We start from the raw sequence: 20,062 nt of genomic DNA on the forward strand, positions 1-20,062 counted from the left end.
ACATATCCTGCGACTGACACACCGCCTTCGCGAGCAAGCCCGCTCCCACACAAGCCCGCTCCCATATTGGATGTGCAGTGTTTTTGAAAGGGGATTATTCGGCGGGAAGTGTCAGGCGCTGGCCGGCCATCAACAGCGACAAGCGGCTCAAACTCATCCACGGCGAACCCGCGGCCTGGCCCTTGATCTGTGCATCAATGCGCTGCGCTTCCAGCAACAGTTGCGCCCAGCGTTGCGCCGAGTGCCGTTGCAGGGCTTTGCTCATCAGGGGTTTGCGCTTGTCCCACACCGGTGGCCGGGCCTGGCTGAAGCATTTGTCCAGCGGCGTGCCTTGGCTGTATTGCAGGGCAATATTGGCCAGCACCCGCAGCTCACGGGCCAGGGCCCAGAGAATCACCGGTGGCTCCACGCCTTCGCCGCGCAGGCCTTCGAGCATGCGCAAGGCATGGGCGGGTTCGCCGTTGAGAATGGCATCCACCAGCCCGAACACGTCAAAACGCGCGCTGTCAGCCACCGCGCCCTGTACGGTCTCGACGGTGATCTGCCCGTCTTCGGCCATCAGCTTGAGCTTTTCGATCTCTTGGGCGGCGGCCAGCAAGTTGCCTTCAACCCGCGCGGCGATCAGTTCCACAGCATCTTGCGTCGCCGACAGCCCCGACTGGGACAGGCGCTGACGAATCCACTGCGGCAACTGATTGCTGTCCACCGGCCAGATCTGGATGAACTGGGTCTGCGGACCCTCCACCAACGCCTTGCCCCACTTGGTTTTCTGCGCACTGCCGTCGAGCTTGGGCAGGCTTATCAGCAGCACCGTGTCCTCGGCCGGGCGTGAGCAGTATTCCATCAAGGCGGCTGCGCCTTTGTCACCGGGCTTGCCGGACGGCAGGCGCAGTTCCAGCAGGCGTTTTTCGGCGAACAGGGACATGCTCGCCCCAGCTTGCAGCAGCGTGCCCCAGTCGAAACTGGCGTCGGCGCTGAACACTTGGCGTTCATCGAAACCTTGCTGGCGGGCGGCGGTGCGGATGGCGTCGGCGGCTTCCTGGCACAGCAGCGGGTCATCACCGCTGACGATATAGACAGGCGCAAGGCCACCTTGCAGGTGTTTGGCGAGTTGGGCGGGGGCGAGTTTCATAGGCGGGGCGAACGGGGCGCTTGGGGCGCCCCGTCTGGCTTACTCGACTGGGACTTCAACAGGCGATTGTTTCGGCGTGTTGTCTTCGTACTCTTGCGCGGCTTTCAGGGCGTCGGCGTCAGCCTTGGCCTTGTTGTCGGCGGCTTGCTGCAAGGTTTCGAGTTTTTCCGGTGTGAGCATTTGCAGGCGCAGCATCATGCGCTGTACCAGTTCACGGCGGATTTCCTTGCGTACCTGGATGGTTTCGGAGTCCGAGCCGACCAGGTTGTTGCCGTCGTGGCTGACGATTTTCTGGACGACGATCTTGTCACCCATCAGCGGCAAGCTATCGCGGCCACGGACTTCGAAGGTCAGTTCGGTGGCCAGTTCGATGTCGGAAGCGCGGCCAGCACTGGCGTAGCTCAGGTTACGCTGGGTGTCTTTCTCGTTGGCCAGGAACAGCTTGTAGGTCGCGCCGGTGTAGACGTGCACGCCGCTGCTTTCCAGAACCTGGCGCAGCTGGGTCACGGTATCGCCGTAAGCGTCGCGTGCGCTGACATCCAGTTCCTTGATCGTCAGGTCATTGGTGCCGGTACCGCGCAGCTGGAAGCCGCAAGCGCTCAGCAGTACGGCAAGGCCCATCACCAGCAGATTGCGTTTGATCATTGTGTTGCTCCCCTTGAAACCAGGTGGGCCTTCTCGAGGCCCTGAAGGTTTTGTTCGGCGCGGGGTTCGAACCCCGCGCCCGATCCGATTTAGCTGGCGACGATATTGACCAGTTTGCCCGGCACGACGATCACTTTGCGGATCGTCAGGCCTTCGGTGAAGCGCAGCACGTTCTCGTTGACGCGTGCGGCGGCTTCGACGTCTTCACGGCTGGCGCTGGCGGGCATGTCGATCTGGCCACGCAGCTTGCCGTTGACCTGGATCACCAGTTGCAGCGTGTCCTGGACCAGGGCGCTGTCATCCTGCTGTGGCCAGGCCGCATCAATGACGGCGCCGTCGTGGCCCAGTCGGTTCCACAGGTCGTGGCTGATGTGCGGTGTGATCGGCGCCAGCAGCAGGGTGACCGTTTCCAGGCCTTCCTGAATCAGTGCGCGGTCCTGTTCGGTCGCTTGCGGGGCTTTTTCCAGCACGTTCATCAGCGTCATCACCTGGGCGATGGCGGTGTTGAACTTGTGGTTCTGGCCCACGTCCTGGCTCGCTTGGCGGATGGCCAGGTGCGTGCTGCGACGAATGACTTTCTGCTCATCGCTCAGGCCGGCAACGTCCAGTTTGCCCGGCAGGCCCTGGCTGATATGGGCATGCGCCAGGCGCCAGACGCGCTTGAGGAAACGGTGCGAACCTTCGACGCCAGAGTCGGACCATTCGGCGCTCATGTCCGGCGGCGAGGCAAACATCATGAACAGGCGGCAGGTGTCGGCGCCGAACTGGTCGATCATCGACTGTGGGTCGACGCCGTTGTTCTTCGACTTGGCCATCTTCTCGGTGCCACCGATTTCCACCGGCAGGCCGTCCGAGATCAGCTTGGCGCTGATGACCTTGGCTTTGCTGTCACGCACCAACTCGACGTCCGCCGGGTTGAACCAGGTGTAGGCACCATTGGCTTCACGGCGGTAGTAGGTCTCGGCGATCACCATGCCTTGGGTCAGCAGGTTCTTGAACGGCTCATCGGAGCTCACCAGGCCTTCGTCACGCATCAGCTTGTGGAAGAAACGCGCGTACAGCAGGTGAAGAATGGCGTGTTCGATACCACCGATGTACTGGTCCACCGGCAACCAATGGTCGGCTGCGGATTTCTCGACCAGGCCACCCTCGTAGTGCGGCGAGGCGTAGCGGGCGTAGTACCACGAGGACTCGACGAAGGTGTCCATGGTGTCGGTTTCACGCTTGGCAGGCTGGCCGCATTTCGGGCAGCTGCATTCGTAGAACTCAGGCATGCGCGCCAATGGCGAACCGGCGCCGTCCGGCACCACGTCTTCCGGCAGGACGACCGGCAGTTGGTCTTCCGGCACCGGCACGTCACCGCAGGTTTCGCAGTGGATGATCGGGATCGGGCAGCCCCAATAGCGCTGGCGGCTGATGCCCCAGTCGCGCAGGCGGAACTGGGTGCGCGAGGCGCCCAGGTTTTTCTTGATAAGTGCCACTTCCATGGCGTCGAACGCGCCCTGGAAGTCCAGGCCGTCGAACTCGCCGGAATTGACCAGGGTGCCGTGCTCGCCGTAGGTGTCTTGCCATGGGGCCGGGTTGGTCTCGCCGGAGCTGGTGCGCACCACGGACTTGATCGGCAAGTCGTACTTGGTGGCGAACTCGAAATCACGCTCGTCGTGGGCCGGCACAGCCATTACGGCGCCATCGCCGTAGTGCATCAGCACGTAGTTGGCGACCCACACCGGCAGTTTTTCGCCAGTCAGTGGGTGCTCGACGAACAGCCCGGTCGGCAGGCCTTTTTTCTCCTGGGTGGCGACGTCGGCTTCGGCCACACTGCCGCCTTTGCATTCGGCGATGAACGCCTGCAGCTCAGGGTTGTTCTGTGCAGCCTGGGTGGCCAGCGGATGCTCGGCGGCCACGGCGACGTAGGTCGCGCCCATCAAGGTGTCTGGACGGGTGGTGAAGACTTTCAGTACGCCCGCAACGCCGATGGAATCGACGTTGTAGGGGAACTGCACTTCCATGCCCTTGGACTTGCCGATCCAGTTGCGCTGCATGGTCTTGACCTGTTCAGGCCAGCCCGGCAGGTCGTCGAGGCTCGACAGCAGTTCATCCGCGTAGGCGGTGATCTTGAAGTAGTACATCGGGATTTCGCGCTTTTCGATCAGCGCGCCGGAACGCCAGCCGCGACCGTCGATCACCTGTTCGTTGGCGAGTACGGTCTGGTCGATCGGGTCCCAGTTAACGGTGCCGCTTTTTTTGTAGATCACACCTTTTTCGAACAGGCGAGTGAACAGCCATTGTTCCCAGCGGTAGTAATCCGGCTTGCAGGTGGTCACTTCGCGGGACCAGTCCACTGCCAGGCCCAGGCTGCGCAGCTGGGTCTTCATGTAGGCGATGTTTTCGTAGGTCCACTTGGCGGGGGCCACGTTGTTTTTCATCGCGGCGTTTTCCGCCGGCATGCCGAAGGCGTCCCAACCCATGGGTTGCAGGACGTTCTTGCCGAGCATGCGCTGGTAGCGCGAAATTACGTCGCCGATGGTGTAGTTGCGCACGTGCCCCATGTGTAGCTTGCCGCTGGGGTAAGGGAACATCGATAGGCAGTAGTAAGTCTCCTTGCCTGGCTGTTCACTGACTTCAAAGGACTTTTGCTCGTCCCAGAAGGTTTGGGCGGCATTTTCGATTTCACGGGGCTGATATTGTTCGTGCATGGCTACTTTTGAACTGAATAGGGGTGGCCTAATCCTCTTCGGTGCAACGTTCAGGTTGATCGACACCAAAAAGCGGCGCGTCCATGCCCAAACCCTGCGGGAAGTGGAGTTACAGGAAGCGCCGTAGCATACATGACCCCACTCTATCGAGGGAAACCCTGATTGCGCAGCAGGGGCCGTCTGTCGCGGCACCAGGCAGGTGCAGCTACGGGGGCTACGCTGTTTATTGGGGAGCAAGACTTTTCTTCAATGAGGTGAGGGGATGGCCGAATCGCAGCGAACTTTAACGAAACCGCAGTTGTACGAAGGACTGATCGACCGTTTGGGTCGTGCATTGGATGCAGCAAAAACAGCAGGCCGATTGTGTGATGAGCGGCCTGAAGAGCTGGAGTTGCGTGGCTTGAGCCAGGCAGAGCTTGAACTTATCAAGGTTTTCCTGGAGTCCAATCACCACCGCGCATCGCTTGGGCAGGCCTCCCCGCTCGCCCAAGAGGCCTTGCGCTCGGCCAAGGTGGTTTGGCTGAAAGACTTGCCTGCCGCTCGCGGCCCGGAAAAACTACGGGCCGTACGGTGCAAGTGATGCACAGCGTTATCTGTAAACCTTCTTGAATTGTGCTGGTAAAGATTGTCGCTAAATCCCGTTGCATCTAGGCTTCGGGCATCTTTGGAGATGCCCGATGCCTTTTCGTTATTTCATCAAACAACTGTTATTGCCCCCTGGCCTTTTCTTGCTGTTGCTGGCGCTTGCCTGGTGGTTGCGTCGCAGCCGCCCGCGGCTGGCCGGGTGTTGCTTTGCGCTAGGGCTGGGCGGGATGTGGTTGATGAGTTTGCCAGTGATGGTGGAGTGGGGCGCCCGCGCCCTTGAGACTGAGCCGCCGTTGGCGCGGGAAGAGTGGGCAACCCTGGCACAACGCGCCGACGCCATTGTGGTGCTGGGTTCAGGGCGCGAGCGCGGCGATCCGGCGTGGGGTGCCGATCAGCCCACCGGCATCGGGCTTGAGCGCGAGCGTTATGCAGCACGTCTGGCCAAGGCGTCGGGGTTGCCGGTGTTGACCAGCGGAGGGTTGCACTACGGCACGCCGCCCAGCGAGGGCGAATTGATGGCCGTGTCGCTGAAGGATGACTTCGGTGTAACGGTGCGCTGGAAGGAAGAGCGCAGCCGTACTACCTGGGAAAACGCGCAGATGAGTGCCGAAATGCTGCTGCCCGAAGGCGTCAAGCGCGTGGTGGTGGTGACCCAGGCCTGGCACATGCCGCGTTCGGTGTGGAGCTTTGAACAGGCGGGCTTCACCGTGGTGCCAGGGCCGGTGGGTTTTCTCGGTGCGGACAACGCCCGGCCGTTGGGCGGCTGGATGCCGGAATTCAAGTCGATCTGGCAGAGTGGGCAGTTGATTAATGAGGCGGTGGGGCAGGTGGGATACCGGCTTTTTTACCGATAACCCGCAACACAGTGGATCAACTGTGGGAGCTGGCTTGCCTGCGATGGCGGTGGGTCAGCTGGAAGAGATGTTGGCTGGCAGTCCGCTATCGCAGGCAAGCCAGCTCCCACATTGCTTTTGTGTTCACCGATCAAACGGTTTTGGCCATTCGACCGGCCAACAGCGCCCAGCCAAACAACATCAAACACACAATAATCAACGGCCACGACCGCCACTGCAGATACGGCGTGAGGTTGTGCATCGGCACCACTTCGCCATAAAGAATCCCGCGCTCGAACTGCGGGATCTGCGCCGTAATCTGCCCGTACGGGTTAATCAGGCCAGTCACGCCATTGTTGGTGGCGCGGATCATCCAGCGGCCGGCTTCCAGTGCACGCATCTGCGCCATTTGCAGGTGCTGCAAGGGGCCGATGGAGGTGCCGAACCAGGTGTCGTTGCTGATGGTCAGCAATAAGTCGCTGCGGGCGGAAAGGCCCGCGGCGAACTCCGGGTACACCACTTCGTAGCAGATGAACGGCGCAATCTGATAACCCTTGGCCTGCAACATCGGCTGGTCGGCCGGGCCGCGGGCGAAGTCCGACATCGGCAGGTCGAAGAAGGCAATCAGCCCGCGCAGCATGTCCTGCAGCGGCACGTACTCGCCAAACGGCACCAGTTTCTGCTTGAGGTAAGTGCCGTCGCCTTCGCCGACCACGGTGATGCCGTTGAAGTAGCGCTTCTGGTGATGCACTTCCTGGCGGATCGGCACGCCGGTTATCAGCGCGCTGTGCCGGTCGGCGGCGAACTTGCCCATCATCCCCAGATAGCCTTCAACCGACTCCTTGAGCACGGGCACCGCTGTTTCCGGCCAGATCAGCAGGTCCACCGGCTTGGAGGCGAAGCTCATGTCGCGGTACAGCGCCAGCTGCGCATTGAGCTGCTCGGGGTCCCACTTCATGCTTTGTGCGACGTTGCCCTGGATCGCGGCGACGGTCAGCGGTGCGCCGGACGGCGTGGTCCAGGCGTGATGCTTGAGGGCCAGGCCGATGGCCCATGGCGCCACCAACAACACCAGGCCCGCACCGATAAAGGCGTTGCGCTTGCTCGCCAACAGGCGCGGCAGGTTGCACAGAACAGCGGCGGTCAGCGCCAGGGCGAAGGAGATCAGCCACATCCCGCCGACTGGCGCGAGGCCAGTCAATGGGCCGTCGAGCTGGCTGTAACCGGAATAAAGCCACGGGAAACCGGTGAGGAACCAGCCGCGAAACGCTTCCTGGCCGACCCACAAAGCCGCAAAGGTCAGCGCATCGGCCAGCGGTGCTTCATTGCGGCGCAGCCAGCGCGCCCACAACCAGGCGGGCAGGGCGAAGAACAGAGCGATGGCGGCGGTAAACGCCAGCATCAGCAAGCCCGCCAACAGCACCGAAGCGCCGCCGAAGTGGTGAATGCTGTAGTAGATCCAGCTGGTGCCGGCGCCGAACAGGCCGAAACCGAAGCACCAGCCACGGCCCAGGGCCTGGCGTGGGCTCAGTTCCCGCAGGCCGATATAGAACAATCCGACGGCGATCAGCGCAAACGGCCACAGATCGAACGGCGCCAGCGCCAAGGTGGTGATGGCGCCGGCCACCACGGCCAGCAAATTACCGGGCCAGCCGGGGCGGGTCAGACGGCGCATATCAATCCTTAGCGGGCAATAGGTGTCAGGCGAATCAGATGGATACGACGGCTGTCCGCATTGAGGATGCGGAAGCGGTACGCGCCGATCTCGGTGGTTTCATTGCGTTTTGGCAGATGGCCAAACGCATTCATCACCAGGCCGCCTACGGTGTCGAATTCATCGTCGGAGAATTCGCTGTCGAAGAACTCGTTGAAGTTCTCGATCGGCGTCAGCGCCTTTATCAGGAAGTCACCGCTGGGCAGCGGCTTGATGTAGCTGTCTTCTTCGACGTCGTGCTCGTCTTCGATGTCGCCAACGATCTGTTCCAGCACGTCTTCAATGGTCACCAGGCCAGCCACGCCGCCGTATTCGTCGATCACGATGGCCATGTGGTTGTGGTTGGCGCGGAACTCGCGCAACAGCACATTCAGGCGCTTGGACTCGGGCACGAAGGTGGCCGGGCGCAGCAGGTCCTTGATGTTGAAGTTGTCGCCGTTCTCCTTGAGGATCAGCGGCAACAGGTCCTTGGCCAGCAGGACGCCCATGACGTCGTCATGGCTTTCACCGATCACCGGGTAGCGCGAGTGCGCCGAGTCGATCACGGCCGGGAGGAATTCCCGTGGGGTCTGGGTCGCCTTGATGCTAATCATCTGCGAGCGCGGGACCATGATGTCGCGAACTTGCAGGTCAGCGACCTGGATGGCGCCCTCGACGATGGCCAGCGCTTCGCTGTCCAGCAATTTGTTCTGGTGGGCCTCGCGCAGCAGCTCCAGCAGCTCCTGGCGGTTTTTCGGCTCGTGGGCAAAAGCCTGGGTCAGTTTACCCAGCCATGACTTCTGCCCGTTGCTCGATCGGTCTTCGCTCATAGCGATTACTCTAAATCCTTTGTTGTTTCAGTTGAGTGTCTTAGTTTTCGTCATCTGCGTAAGGGTCTGGATGACCCAATTCTGCAAGCAACGTTTGTTCCAGTGTTTCCATTTCCTCGGCTTCGTCATCGTCTATATGGTCGTAACCCAAGAGATGCAAGCAGCCGTGGATGACCAGATGTGCCCAATGGGCTTCCAGTGCCTTGCCTTGTTCCTTGGCCTCGCGCTCGACGACTTCGACGCAGATCACCAGGTCACCCAGCAGTGGGATGTCCAGTAACTCATCGGGCACGTCGGCGGGGAAGGACAGCACGTTGGTCGCGTAATCCTTCTGGCGCCAGGTGTGGTTCAGTTCGCGGCCTTCGGGCTCGTCCACCAGGCGGATGGTCAGCTCCGAGTCGGCAGTGCGCTGGCGCAGGGCCAGGGCACACCATTGGCGGAACTGTGCTTCGCTGGGGGCGGGCGCTTCGGTGGCCAGTTGCAGGTCGAGCTCAAGCATCGCGGCGGGCGTCCTTGGACAAACCATCGTCACGGTGTTCGAAGCGCTCATAGGCTTCGACGATGCGCTGCACCAGCGGGTGGCGCACCACGTCCTTGGGCGAGAAGTGCGTGAAGCTGATGCCCGGCACGTCCTTGAGCACTTCAATCACATGGCTCAAGCCCGACTTGGTGCCCTTGGGCAGGTCAACCTGGGTAATGTCGCCGGTGATAATGGCCGTGGAGCCGAACCCGATGCGGGTCAGGAACATCTTCATCTGCTCGACCGTGGTGTTCTGGCTTTCGTCGAGGATGATGAAGCTGTTGCTCAAGGTGCGGCCGCGCATGTAGGCCAGCGGGGCGATCTCGATCACCTGGCGCTCGATCAACTTGGCCACGTATTCAAAGCCAAGCATCTCGTACAGCGCGTCGTAGAGCGGGCGCAGGTACGGGTCGATCTTCTGTGCGAGGTCGCCGGGCAGGAAGCCGAGCTTTTCGCCCGCTTCGACCGCCGGGCGCACCAACAGGATGCGGCGCACTTGCTCGCGCTCAAGGGCGTCCACGGCGCAGGCCACGGCCAGGTAGGTCTTGCCGGTACCGGCGGGGCCGATGCCGAAATTGATGTCGTTACCCAGGATTGCCTTGACGTACTTCTGCTGATTCAAGCCTTTTGGGCGAATCATGCCTTTCTTGGTACGCAGGGCCACGCTGGCTTCGGCCACCGGGTTGTTGGCCAGGTCTTCCACAGCCGATTCCTGCAAATACAGGTGCACGGTTTCCGGCGACAGCTCACTACCCTTGGTTTCGCGGTAGAGGCGGCGCAGCAGGTTTTCTGCAGATTTAGTGGGCTGGGCTTCACCAATGAGCTCGAACTGATTGCCGCGATTGCGGATCTCGATGCCCAGGCGTTGTTCGATCAGGCGCAGGTGCTCGTCGAACTGTCCGCACAGGTTGGCGAAACGGCGAGCCTCAAACGGCTCGAGGAGAAAACGATGGGGTTCTACGATGGGTGCGTTCAAGGTCGCTTTTAGCCGCCCTTTGGCTGTTGAGGTGAAATAGAGAATAACGCCAGTGGCCGGCGTGCGAAAGCACTTAAATGGGCTGGCTTCACTCTCCAGACCAATGAAGAACCCCTGTGGGAGCTGGCTCGCCTGCGAAAGGGCCGGCGCATCCAAGATAGATGTAGCCTGTTACACCGCTATCGCAGCGATGCGGCGGCCCGACAAGCCAGCTCCCACATTTGATCTTCATTTGTCTTCGGGTTTTTGCGATCAGTTGATCAGCGAGCCCCGCAACGAGTGCGGTTGCGCCGCGTCGATGTGCACGTCGGCAAACTGCCCGATCAGGGTCGGATTGTCGCAGCGGAAGTTGACGATCCGATTGTTCTCGGTGCGGCCTTGCAGCTCGCCCGGGTCTTTCTTCGAATAGTCGGTGACCAGGATGCGCTGGGTGGAACCGACCATTTGTCGGCTGATCTCGAACCCCTGCTGGTTCAGCCGATGCTGCAGCGCGTTCAGGCGCTCTTTTTTCAGCGCTTCCGGGGTTTCGTCCAGCAAGTCGGCGGCCGGTGTGCCGGGGCGCTGGCTGTAGACGAACGAGTAGGAAAAGTCGAAACCAACGTCTTCGATCAGCTTCATGGTCTGCTGGAAGTCTTTCTCGGTCTCGCCGGGGAAGCCGACGATAAAGTCCGAACTGATGCAGATGCCCGGCACGGCCGCGCGCAATTTGCGCAGTTTGGATTTGTATTCCAGGGCGGTGTGGTTGCGCTTCATCGCCGACAGGATGCGGTCCGAGCCCGACTGCACCGGCAAGTGCAAGTGTTTTACCAGCTCCGGCACGTCGGCGTGGGCCTGTATCAGGCTGTCGGAAAATTCCAGCGGGTGCGAGGTGGTGTAGCGGATGCGCTCGATGCCGTCGACGGCGGCGACCACGCGGATCAGCTCCGCCAGGTCGGCCAGGCGGCCATCATGGGTCAGGCCGCGATAGCCGTTGACGTTCTGGCCCAGCAGGGTCACTTCACGCACGCCGTTTTCGGCCAGGTGGATGATTTCCGACATGACATCGTCAAATGGCCGGCTGACTTCTTCGCCACGGGTGTAGGGCACCACGCAAAAGGTGCAGTACTTGCTGCAACCTTCCATCACCGACACGTAGGCGCTCGGCCCGTCGATGCGCGGTTCGGGCAGGTGGTCGAATTTTTCGATTTCGGGGAACGACACATCGACCTGAGGCAGCTTGGTGATGCGCGCGGCGTCGATCATTTCCGGCAGGCGGTGCAGGGTCTGCGGGCCGAAGACCACATCGACATAGGGCGCGCGGTCGCGAATGGCGGCGCCTTCCTGGCTGGCCACGCAACCGCCGACGGCGATCACCATCTCCGGGTTGGCCAGTTTCAATTCACGCCAGCGGCCCAGCTGCGAATACACACGGTCCTGGGCCCGTTCGCGGATCGAGCAGGTATTGAGCAGGATCACGTCGGCATCTTCGGCGCGGGCGGTGACTTCCAGGGCCTGGTGTTCGCCCAGCAGATCGACCATGCGCGAGCTGTCGTACTCGTTCATCTGGCAACCGTGGGTTTCGATGTAAAGCTTCTTGGCCATGGGAATCGTCAACTGGTGGTAAAGAACCGCGCATTATAGGGGGCATGCCCATTGGTTCCTAGCGTTGTGCATCGGGTGCCATGCTATAGTTCGCGCCCTCTTTTATATCCCCGATGTGTTGCTCGCCCACCATGACCAAACGTGAAGCTCCAATCTATAAGGTGATTTTCCTCAACCAGGGCCAGGTGTTCGAAATGTACGCCAAGCAGATCTATCAGAGCGATCTGTGGGGTTTCCTGGAGGTGGAGGAATTCGTCTTTGGCGAGCGCACCCAGTTGGTCGTCGATCCGGGCGAAGAGAAGCTCAAGGCTCAGTTCGAGGGTGTGGTGCGCAGTTTTGTGCCGATGCATTCGATTGTGCGCATCGATGAAGTCGAGCGCCTGGGCACGCCGAAGATCAGCGAGGCGCGGGGCATGGGCAATGTGATGCCGTTTCCGATGCCGATGCCTGAGAAGTAGGGCTTTAGACCGCGTCGCGGCCTTCGCGAGCAAGCCCGCTCCCACATTTGACCGAGTTCCAGCTCTGGAATGCATTCAAATGTGGGAGCGGGCTTGCTCGCGAAGAGGCCCTCAAAAGCACTGGAGACTTAGGGCAGGGGTGAGAACGGCGAACGCCCATCCGCACTCTGCAATTCCTGCAAATAATTGCGAAAGATCTGCCCCAGCACCTGGGTCGCCACTTCCAATTCATCACGCTGCATATGCTCGGCCACTTCGTCAGCCGTATCCAGCGCATCCTCTGCACCGTTGACCGCCGCCATTTTCAGCACGATATAGGCCTGGACGTTGTTCGCCGGCACGCCTTCGCCATGAAAGAACATGGTGCCCAGCTTGAATTGGGCCTCGGCATGGCCCTGCAGCGAGGCTTTCTCGAAGTAGCTCAAGGCTTTGTTGAGGTCGCGAGCGGGGTTATTGCTGTCGTGGTAGTACTCGCCCAACTCGTATTGCGCCTGCGCATCCCCGCCGTCGGCCTGTTTCTGGCACGCGCTCAGGGCTTCGGCCTGGCTGTCTGGCTGGGTATTGAGGGTGCAACGACCCATCGCTGGGATTAACAACGAGTTGCCGCCCGCTTGTGCATGCGCCAGCAGCGGCTGAAGGAGCAACAGGCAGCCCAGAACCAGGGTGCGGCCGGTGCGTTTCATGGGAATCGACTTACCTCTGACGGGGCGCGCGGACCCTCGCGGGATCCAATAAGCGCGCATTATGAAATAAGCAGGCCTCTGCTTACAAAGTCTTTACTCGTTTTTCTGCTGGTTGGGCAAGTTATCTGCCGGATTGCAGGTGAATTCTCGAAAAAACAAGGAAATGTCTGTAAGCAAAGTAGCAAATCTGACGCTGCGGTGGGCAACGTCAGAATGTGCATCGGCTTATTTCAAGGCGGCGAATGCGCGCTCGGCGGCATCCAGGGTCAGTTTCAGCTCGGCTTCGCCATGGGCGATCGAGGTGAAGCCGGCTTCGAATGCGCTCGGCGCCAGGTACACGCCGCCTTCCAGCATCAGGTGGAAGAAGCGTTTGAACAGGTCGGCATCGCTGCCCATCACGTCATCAAAGGTGACGATATCGTCGGCACCGCTGAAGTACAGGCCGAACATGCCGCCTGCTTGAGTGGTGACAAACGGGATACCCGCGGCGTCGGCGCGCTGTTGCAGGCCGTCGAGCAGGCGCGTGGTGTAGTCGGTCAGTTCGGCGTGGAAACCCGGGCGGCTGATAAGGCGCAGGGTGGTCAGGCCGGCGGCCATGGCCAGTGGGTTGCCGGACAAGGTGCCGGCCTGGTACACCGGGCCCAGCGGGGCGATGTGGTGCATGATTTCGCGCTTACCGCCGAAGCAGCCGACGGGCATGCCGCCACCGATGATCTTGCCGAAGGTGCTCAAGTCTGGCGTTACGCCGTAGTGCGCTTGCGCGCCGCCGAGGGCCACACGGAAACCGGTCATCACTTCGTCGAAGATCAGCACCACGCCGTGCTTGTCGCACTGTTCGCGCAGGCCTTCGAGGAAACCCGGCGCCGGCGGTACGCAGTTCATGTTGCCGGCCACCGGCTCGACGATGATGCACGCCACGTCCTGGCCCACTTCATTGAGCATCTGCTCGACGGCGGCGATGTCGTTGAATGGCAGGGTCAGGGTGTGTTTGGCGAATGCAGCCGGTACACCGGCCGAGCTTGGTACGCCCTGGGTCAGCAGGCCGGAACCGGCTTTCACCAGCAGGCTGTCGGAGTGGCCGTGGTAGCAGCCTTCGAACTTGATGATGCTGTCACGGCCGGTAAAACCACGGGCCAGGCGGATCGCGCTCATGGTGGCTTCGGTGCCGGAGCTGACCATGCGCACCATTTCCATCGATGGAACGATGGAGCAGACCAGGTCGGCCATCTCGGTTTCCATCGCCGTCGGTGCGCCGTAGGACAGGCCGTGTTCCAACTGCTTGCGCACGGCGTCGAGCACGTCCGGGTGGCTGTGGCCGAGGATCATCGGGCCCCAGGAGCCGACGTAGTCCACATAACGCTTGTCATCTTCGTCGGTGACGTAGGCACCTTCGGCATGCTTGAAGAACAGCGGCGTGCCGCCCACGCTCTTGAACGCACGCACGGGGGAGTTCACACCGCCGGGGATGTGTTTCTGGGCATTGGCAAACAGCGTTTCGGAACGGGACATGATGGGGCTCTCTGAAATCAAATCTTAAGAAGGGCGTTGAAGGCGCGGGCGCGGCGCGTGACTTCCTGGGTGCTGTCGGCACCGAACAGGCCGTGGACCACTGCCAGCAGGTCGGCCCCGTGGGCCACCAGCGGTTCGGCATTCTCCAGGGTGATGCCGCCGATCACGCAGATCGGCACCTGCAGGCGCGCGCGGGCCTGGGCCAGCATTTCGACGGTGGCCGCCGGGGCGCCGGGTTTGGTGCTGGAATTGAAGAATCGACCGAAGGCGACGTAACTCGCGCCCTCGTTCGCAGCCTGCTCGGCCAGTTCGATCTGGCTGTGGCAAGTGCTGCCGATGATTGCCTTGGGGCCGAGCAGTGCGCGGGCGGGCGTCAGCGGGCCGTCGGTCTGGCCCAGGTGCACGCCGACGCCCAGGCGCGCGGCCAGTTCGGCGTCGTCGTTGATAATCAGCTGGGTCTTGTAGCGCGAGCACAGCTCCCGCAGCTTTTCCGCTTCGCGCAGGCGCCGGGCTTCGTCGCTGCTTTTGTCGCGGTACTGCAACAGGGTCACGCCACCGTCCAACGCCGCTTCGACGTAGGCGAGGAATTTCCCGGCCAGCAATTGGCTGTCGGTAATGGCGTACAGGCCACGTAGTTTCATCGGGCAAGCCCCTTGGTCTTACGAGCAGAAATCCAGCGGCAGGCGGCGCGGTACAAACTGGCCCTGGCCGAGTTGTTCGGCGTCACGCAGGGTGCGCCAAGTGTAGTTGAGGGCCGATTGCACGGCGCTGACCAGGCCTTCGCCCTGGGCGATCCGACCCGCCAGCGCACTGGCCAGCGTACAGCCCGAACCGTGATAACTGCCCGGCAGGCGCTGGCAGGTAAAGGTCTGCTGCGTGCCGTCGCGGCTATATAGACGGTTGTGCACTTCATGCTCGTCGCCATGCCCGCCAGTAATCAGCAGGTGCTTGATATACGGCAGCAGCTTCGCGGCGCATTCGTCCGCCGTGCCGTCAGGCAGCTCGGCGAGGATGCGCGCTTCCGGCAGGTTCGGCGTTGCTATCAGCGACAGCGGCAACAACCGCTCGCGCATGGCATAGCCGACTTCATCCTTGCCCAGGCTGCCACCGCCACCGGCGCGCAGCACCGGGTCGCACACCACCGGCAGGTGCGGGTGCGCCTGCAGCAGTTCGACCACGGTATCGACCATGGCGGTGGAACCGAGCATGCCCAGCTTGACTGCCGCGACTTCGGAGTCACCCAGCACGGCGTTGGCCTGGGCCAGTACCCACTCACGGTCGAGCACGCGGAAATCGCTGACATTGACGGTGTTCTGCACGGTCAGGGCGGTGACGGCCGGAGCCGCATGGCAACCCTGGGCGAGCAGGGCTTCGATATCTGCCTGCAGGCCGGCGCCACCACTGGGGTCATGGCCGGAGAGACAGAGGACAACGGGGCGAGAGCTGTAGATATTCATGGTGCGCGAGCTTACCACCAAACGCTTTTTGCGTGGCTGTCTGGCGATGGTTGAATTTTGCCCCGCTTGTGGCACTTTTTTGGCGCTTGCCAAGTACGCGGAATCGCTCTGAAAGTGCCGTTCTAGAGCCTTCGTAAAATTTATTTACATGGCCTCTAGTGGCCTTTAGCAGCTATGCTAGAGTGGATCCAAATTACTAACAGTATCGCCGGTATACGTCTTCTCAAAAGGAATGGGGACTTTTTGACATAACCGGACAGGCCACGCTGGGGCTCTATGCGCTATTTTTTGATCTTATTGTTGTGCGGGCTGCCGCTGCTCGCCAACGCCGTCGGGTTCAACCAGGACACGCGAAGCCTGCCCCTGGGCCGAGTGATGCAAGTGCTCGAAGACCCCACCGACGCCCTCACCATCGCCGAAGTCAGTTCCCCCGCCTACGCCGCCCAGTTCAAGCCCCACGACAAAGCCACCCTCAACGCCGGTTATTCGCGTTCGGTGTTCTGGCTCAAGATCGACCTGCATTACCAGGCCAAGGACCCTCGCGCGCCACGCACCTGGTTTCTGGAATTGGCCTACCCGCCGCTCAATCACCTCGACCTGTACCAGCGCGACAGCACCGGCGCTTACCGCCTGAGCACCCGTACCGGCAGCGCGCTGCCGTTTTCCAGCCGGGAAGTACGCCAGAGCAATTACCTGTTCAAGCTCAATTTTGTCCCCGACCAGCAGGAGACGATCTACCTGCGCCTGCAAAGCCAAGGTTCGATCCAGGCGCCGCTGACTCTTTGGGCCGGCACCGCCTACCTGGAACAGCAGCCGCTGCGCCTCTACGTGTTGGGCGCCATCTACGGCGTGCTGCTGGGGATGTTGATCTATAACCTGTTCATCTACCTGAGCGTGCGCGACACCAGTTACCTCTATTACATCCTCTATATCGCCTCGTTCGGTTTGTACCAGCTGTCGGTCAACGGCGTGGCCGTGGAGTACTTCTGGCCGAACAACCCGTGGTGGACGAATGCCGCGGTGCCGTTCCTGATCGGCGCGGCGGCGCTGTTCGGCAGCCTGTTCGCGCGCAGTTTCCTGCATACCGCGCAGCACAGCCGTTGGCTCGACCGCATCTTGCTCGCACTGGCCGCCTGCGGCGCGCTGGTGATGGCGCTGGCGCTGCTGACCAGCTACGCCGTGGCCCTGCGCCTGGCGACCGGCCTGGCGCTGGTGTTCACCGTGACCATCTTTATCGCCGCGATCAAAGCCTGGCTGTGCGGCCAGCGCATGGCGCGCTATTTCATCATTGCCTGGTCGGCTTTCCTGCTCGGTGGAGTGGTGAACACCATGATGGTCTTGGGCTACCTGCCCAACATCTTTCTCACCATGTACGCCAGCCAGATCGGCTCGGCCATCGAGGTGGCGCTGCTGTCGCTGGCCCTGGCGGATCGCATCAACGGCATGCGTGAGCAGCAGGCGCAGATCCTGTTCGATGCCAGCCAGAAACTTGAAGTGCTCAACCAGCAACTGGCCCGCAGTAACCGGCTCAAGGACGAATTTCTCGCCACCCTGACCCACGAGCTGCGCACCCCGATGAACGGCGTGATCGGCTCCCTCGAACTGATGCAAACCGTGGCCCTGGACACTGACCTCGCGCAGTATCAGCAAACCGCCGCCGGCTCGGCACGGGACATGATGCGCATGGTCAATGGCATCCTCACCCTCACCGAACTGCAAGCCGGCCGCCTCACCGCCCAGCCGCAGGTGTTCAGCCTGCGTGGCGTGCTCGATACCTTGCGCCAGCAATTCAGCGCCAGCGCGCACAGCAAGGGCCTGGAATTTTCCATCGATGTCGCGGATGAACTGCCGGACCGGGTGATCGGCGACGCAGACAAGCTGACCCAGTGCCTGGATTGCCTGCTGGATAACGCCTTCAAGTTCACCCACCAAGGCGCGGTGCGCGTGCGTGTGGTCGGTGTGCCTGATGGCGCAGGTGCGTTGCGCCTGAGCTTTATCGTCACCGACAGCGGTATCGGTTTTGCCTTTCTCGACGAGGCCACGCTGTACCAGCGTTTCTTCCAACTCGACGGTTCGACCACCCGTGAATACGGCGGCCTGGGCATTGGCCTGGCGATCTGCCGGCAGTTGATCGAGTTGCTGGGCGGGCGCCTGACCCATCATTCCGAACCGCGCAAGGGCAGTCGCTTCCAGTTGGAAGTCGAGGTCAAGCCGGTGCCGTCCGAGCCAAAAGCCGCCGGGCGGATTCCGCAGCGCGCGCCGCAGGACTGCGCGGTGTTGCTGGTGGATGACAACAGCGTCGGCCAGTTGGCGGTGCGCGGCATGTTGCTCAAGCTCGGTTACCGGGTCAAAACCGTGGACAGCGGCCCGGCGGCACTGGCGGCCTTGCAGGGGGAAACCTTCGAGGCGGTGTTGCTGGATGTGCCTGAAGGCGGTTTCTCGTTGTGTTGTCAGATCCGTGCCTTGCCGGGCTGCGGTGAGTTGCCGGTCATCGCCCTGAGTTCATCGCTGAGTGCGTCAGACCGTGAGCGCTGCCATGGCATCGGCATCACCGAGCGGCTGGCCAAGCCCGTGCGTTTCGAGGCGTTGCAAGCGGTGCTGGAGCGCTGTGTACTGTGCCAGGTCGAGGGCGAAAGCGCCGGACATTAGGCGCCTATGCCACTTTTTTAAGCGCAGCGCCGGTGCTTAACTGAAATTCAGGCCGCCAATGACCGTGGCCTTTTTTCCAGGAGGCCCGTCATGAACCTGCATCAGTTCGCCGAAACCCACGACGTCACCAACCAGCCGCCGTCCCTGGACGGCACCAACCTGTATCGCATCGACGTGCCCCTGCAAGAGTGGTCGCGGCGCTTCGGTGCCGGCTGGGCAGAGGCGCGCCTGGATGCCTACGGTGCGCTGGCCGGTGGCCCGCTGATGGCGGCCGGGTTCCTGGCGAATCAGAACAAACCGCTGTTCAACAGCCACGACCGTTATGGCCATCGCATCGACCTGGTGGAATTCCACCCGGCCTACCACGAGCTGATGCGCGCTGCGGTGGAACACGGCCTGCCATCGCTGCCCTGGGCGCATCCGCAGGCGGGCGCCCACGTCGCCCGCGCCGGCTTGACCTACCTGCACAGCCAGGCCGAAGCCGGCACCGGTTGCCCGCTGACCATGACCTTCGCCTGTGTGCCGGCCCTGCGCCTGCAACCGGATCTGGCTGACACCTGGCTGCCGAAAATCCTCAACACCGAATACGACCCGCGCAACGTCGGCATCGCCCATAAAGCCGGGGCCACCATCGGCATGGCCATGACCGAGAAACAGGGCGGCACCGACGTGCGCGCCAACACCACCCGCGCGTATCCGGTGGGCGCCGGCGGCCCCGGCCAGGCCTATGAGCTGGTGGGGCACAAATGGTTCTGCTCTGCGCCGATGTGCGATGCCTTCCTGACCCTGGCCCAGACCGACAAGGGCCTCACCTGTTTCCTGCTGCCCCGGCACCGCCCGGATGACACGCGCAACGAGTTCTATATCCAGCGCCTGAAAAACAAACTCGGCAACTGCTCCAACGCCTCCAGCGAAGTGGAGTTCCGTGGCGCCCTGGCGTGGATGATCGGCGAGGAAGGCCGAGGCGTGCCGACCATCATCGAAATGGTCGCCATGACCCGCTTCGATTGCATGGTCGGTTCCAGTGCCCTGATGCGCCAGGCACTCACCCAGGCCAGCCATCATTGCGCCCATCGCTCGGTGGGCGGCCGCGTACTTAGCGAGCAACCGCTGATGCAGAACGTCCTCGCCGACCTCGCGCTGGAAAGCGAAGCGGCGTTGGCGTTGAGCATGCGCATGGGGCGTGCGCTGGATCACCTGGGCGATGAACAGGAAGCCAAGTTCGCCCGGCTGGTGACGGCGGTGGGCAAGTATTGGATCTGCAAGCGCGCGCCCGCGATGATAAATGAAGCCGCCGAGTGCATGGGCGGTGCCGGGTATGTCGAAGACAGCATCCTGCCGCGCCTGTACCGTGAGGCGCCGGTGAATTCGACGTGGGAAGGCTCCGGCAACGTGCAGTGCCTGGACGTGCTGCGCGCCTTGTCCAAAGAGCCGGGGGTGTTGGAGGCGTTGTTTGTCGAGCTGGGGGACGGGCACGGCGACAAGTCGCTGGCGCGGCATATCGAACAGTTGAAATCGGCGTTCATGGACACCCAGGATATCCAGTATCGCGCGCGGCAACTCACCGAGGACATCGCCGTGGCGTTGCAGGCCAAGTTGTTGCTGGAGGCGGGGAATGGGGCGGTCAGTGATGGGTTTATTGCCAGTCGGTTGGGGGAATCGTCCGGCCGGGTGTACGGCACGTTGCCGCGTGGGGTGGATGTGGAAACCATCGTCGCCCGTTCCACCCCCCAATCCCTCTGACTACACTGGGTCAAAATGTGGGAGCGGGCTTGCTCGCGAATGCGGTGTATCAGTCACCTATTCAGTAGCTGA

At 61.9% G+C, this 20,062-nt stretch carries 17 protein-coding genes; 5 read left to right on the top strand and 12 right to left on the bottom strand.

Annotated features, from left to right (window positions below):
* Positions 1-94: 94 nt before the first annotated feature.
* From holA to leuS, 3 genes are all read right to left on the bottom strand, one after another.
* On the bottom strand, positions 95-1,132 hold the full coding sequence (holA, locus tag NUV89_RS17940; RefSeq protein WP_124526350.1) for a DNA polymerase III subunit delta: 1,038 nt from the start codon (positions 1,130-1,132) through the stop codon (positions 95-97).
* 39 nt (positions 1,133-1,171) lie between these two features.
* Positions 1,172-1,777: an LPS assembly lipoprotein LptE gene (gene lptE, locus NUV89_RS17945; protein ID WP_257782360.1), complete on the bottom strand. Its 606-nt coding sequence runs from the start codon at positions 1,775-1,777 to the stop codon at positions 1,172-1,174.
* Between the two features lie 89 nt (positions 1,778-1,866).
* Positions 1,867-4,473 carry a leucine--tRNA ligase gene (gene leuS, locus NUV89_RS17950; protein ID WP_257782361.1) on the bottom strand — a complete coding sequence of 869 codons (2,607 nt, stop codon included), beginning with the start codon at positions 4,471-4,473 and terminating at the stop codon, positions 1,867-1,869.
* Between the two features lie 262 nt (positions 4,474-4,735).
* Between leuS and NUV89_RS17955 the strand changes: the two genes are divergently transcribed.
* Both NUV89_RS17955 and NUV89_RS17960 read left to right on the top strand, forming a co-directional pair.
* Complete coding sequence (locus tag NUV89_RS17955; protein ID WP_257782362.1) at positions 4,736-5,053, top strand: hypothetical protein; 318 nt, start codon at positions 4,736-4,738, stop codon at positions 5,051-5,053.
* Between the two features lie 97 nt (positions 5,054-5,150).
* Entirely contained in the window at positions 5,151-5,912 is a 762-nt protein-coding gene (locus NUV89_RS17960; protein ID WP_257782363.1) for a YdcF family protein, read from the top strand.
* 130 nt (positions 5,913-6,042) lie between these two features.
* Here the strand turns inward: NUV89_RS17960 and lnt are convergent, their stop codons facing one another.
* From lnt to miaB, 5 genes are all read right to left on the bottom strand, one after another.
* A complete protein-coding gene (gene lnt, locus NUV89_RS17965) occupies positions 6,043-7,566 on the bottom strand; it encodes an apolipoprotein N-acyltransferase (RefSeq protein WP_257782364.1) in 1,524 nt (507 codons plus the stop codon).
* An 8-nt stretch (positions 7,567-7,574) separates the two neighbouring features.
* Positions 7,575-8,414 (bottom strand): HlyC/CorC family transporter, encoded by an 840-nt coding sequence (locus NUV89_RS17970; protein ID WP_017735641.1) that lies wholly within the window; start codon positions 8,412-8,414, stop codon positions 7,575-7,577.
* A gap of 40 nt (positions 8,415-8,454) precedes the next feature.
* The gene (ybeY, locus tag NUV89_RS17975) at positions 8,455-8,913 is read right to left on the bottom strand and encodes an rRNA maturation RNase YbeY (protein WP_124527848.1); all 459 of its coding nucleotides are present in this window, start codon (positions 8,911-8,913) and stop codon (positions 8,455-8,457) included.
* On the bottom strand, positions 8,906-9,910 hold the full coding sequence (locus NUV89_RS17980; protein ID WP_257782365.1) for a PhoH family protein: 1,005 nt from the start codon (positions 9,908-9,910) through the stop codon (positions 8,906-8,908). Before NUV89_RS17980 ends, ybeY begins: the two co-directional genes overlap by 8 nt.
* Before the next feature lie 252 nt (positions 9,911-10,162).
* Positions 10,163-11,491, bottom strand: coding sequence for a tRNA (N6-isopentenyl adenosine(37)-C2)-methylthiotransferase MiaB (gene miaB / locus NUV89_RS17985; protein WP_257782366.1), 1,329 nt, complete (start codon positions 11,489-11,491; stop codon positions 10,163-10,165).
* Positions 11,492-11,622: 131 nt separating this feature from the next.
* Between miaB and NUV89_RS17990 the strand changes: the two genes are divergently transcribed.
* Positions 11,623-11,949, top strand: a complete 327-nt coding sequence (locus NUV89_RS17990; protein ID WP_017735645.1) for a DUF1820 family protein — start codon at positions 11,623-11,625, stop codon at positions 11,947-11,949.
* Positions 11,950-12,077: 128 nt separating this feature from the next.
* Here NUV89_RS17990 and NUV89_RS17995 read toward each other — a convergent pair whose 3' ends face one another.
* The 4 genes from NUV89_RS17995 to NUV89_RS18010 all read right to left on the bottom strand — a co-directional run bounded on the left by NUV89_RS17995 (position 12,078) and on the right by NUV89_RS18010 (position 15,598).
* Complete coding sequence (locus NUV89_RS17995) at positions 12,078-12,632, bottom strand: tetratricopeptide repeat protein (protein WP_257782367.1); 555 nt, start codon at positions 12,630-12,632, stop codon at positions 12,078-12,080.
* Positions 12,633-12,857: 225 nt separating this feature from the next.
* Entirely contained in the window at positions 12,858-14,141 is a 1,284-nt protein-coding gene (gene hemL, locus NUV89_RS18000; RefSeq protein ID WP_159955966.1) for a glutamate-1-semialdehyde 2,1-aminomutase, read from the bottom strand.
* Between the two features lie 17 nt (positions 14,142-14,158).
* Positions 14,159-14,782 (bottom strand): thiamine phosphate synthase, encoded by a 624-nt coding sequence (gene thiE, locus NUV89_RS18005; RefSeq protein WP_257782368.1) that lies wholly within the window; start codon positions 14,780-14,782, stop codon positions 14,159-14,161.
* A gap of 18 nt (positions 14,783-14,800) precedes the next feature.
* Entirely contained in the window at positions 14,801-15,598 is a 798-nt protein-coding gene (locus NUV89_RS18010) for a hydroxymethylpyrimidine/phosphomethylpyrimidine kinase (protein ID WP_257782369.1), read from the bottom strand.
* Positions 15,599-15,874: 276 nt separating this feature from the next.
* Here NUV89_RS18010 and NUV89_RS18015 point away from each other — a divergent pair, with 276 nt between their 5' ends.
* Positions 15,875-18,247: a 7TM diverse intracellular signaling domain-containing protein gene (locus NUV89_RS18015; RefSeq protein ID WP_257782370.1), complete on the top strand. Its 2,373-nt coding sequence runs from the start codon at positions 15,875-15,877 to the stop codon at positions 18,245-18,247.
* A 90-nt stretch (positions 18,248-18,337) separates the two neighbouring features.
* Positions 18,338-19,990: an acyl-CoA dehydrogenase family protein gene (locus NUV89_RS18020; RefSeq protein WP_257782371.1), complete on the top strand. Its 1,653-nt coding sequence runs from the start codon at positions 18,338-18,340 to the stop codon at positions 19,988-19,990.
* Positions 19,991-20,062: the final 72 nt, after the last annotated feature.

The organism is Pseudomonas sp. 18.1.10, from assembly GCF_024655625.1.
GTDB lineage: Bacteria > Pseudomonadota > Gammaproteobacteria > Pseudomonadales > Pseudomonadaceae > Aquipseudomonas.

What these genes read in the sequence shown, in the direction of transcription:
- NUV89_RS17955 (WP_257782362.1), top strand. Translation starts at nt 4,736, where the DNA reads ATGGCCGAATCGCAGCGAACTTTAACGAAACCGCAGTTGTACGAAGGA.
- holA (WP_124526350.1), bottom strand. Translation starts at nt 1,132, where the DNA reads ATGAAACTCGCCCCCGCCCAACTCGCCAAACACCTGCAAGGTGGCCTT.
- lnt (WP_257782364.1), bottom strand. Translation starts at nt 7,566, where the DNA reads ATGCGCCGTCTGACCCGCCCCGGCTGGCCCGGTAATTTGCTGGCCGTG.
- miaB (WP_257782366.1), bottom strand. Translation starts at nt 11,491, where the DNA reads ATGGCCAAGAAGCTTTACATCGAAACCCACGGTTGCCAGATGAACGAG.
- NUV89_RS17990 (WP_017735645.1), top strand. Translation starts at nt 11,623, where the DNA reads ATGACCAAACGTGAAGCTCCAATCTATAAGGTGATTTTCCTCAACCAG.
- NUV89_RS18020 (WP_257782371.1), top strand. Translation starts at nt 18,338, where the DNA reads ATGAACCTGCATCAGTTCGCCGAAACCCACGACGTCACCAACCAGCCG.
- NUV89_RS17970 (WP_017735641.1), bottom strand. Translation starts at nt 8,414, where the DNA reads ATGAGCGAAGACCGATCGAGCAACGGGCAGAAGTCATGGCTGGGTAAA.
- NUV89_RS17960 (WP_257782363.1), top strand. Translation starts at nt 5,151, where the DNA reads ATGCCTTTTCGTTATTTCATCAAACAACTGTTATTGCCCCCTGGCCTT.
- leuS (WP_257782361.1), bottom strand. Translation starts at nt 4,473, where the DNA reads ATGCACGAACAATATCAGCCCCGTGAAATCGAAAATGCCGCCCAAACC.
- NUV89_RS18015 (WP_257782370.1), top strand. Translation starts at nt 15,875, where the DNA reads ATGCGCTATTTTTTGATCTTATTGTTGTGCGGGCTGCCGCTGCTCGCC.
- thiE (WP_257782368.1), bottom strand. Translation starts at nt 14,782, where the DNA reads ATGAAACTACGTGGCCTGTACGCCATTACCGACAGCCAATTGCTGGCC.
- NUV89_RS18010 (WP_257782369.1), bottom strand. Translation starts at nt 15,598, where the DNA reads ATGAATATCTACAGCTCTCGCCCCGTTGTCCTCTGTCTCTCCGGCCAT.
- lptE (WP_257782360.1), bottom strand. Translation starts at nt 1,777, where the DNA reads ATGATCAAACGCAATCTGCTGGTGATGGGCCTTGCCGTACTGCTGAGC.
- NUV89_RS17995 (WP_257782367.1), bottom strand. Translation starts at nt 12,632, where the DNA reads ATGAAACGCACCGGCCGCACCCTGGTTCTGGGCTGCCTGTTGCTCCTT.
- hemL (WP_159955966.1), bottom strand. Translation starts at nt 14,141, where the DNA reads ATGTCCCGTTCCGAAACGCTGTTTGCCAATGCCCAGAAACACATCCCC.
- ybeY (WP_124527848.1), bottom strand. Translation starts at nt 8,913, where the DNA reads ATGCTTGAGCTCGACCTGCAACTGGCCACCGAAGCGCCCGCCCCCAGC.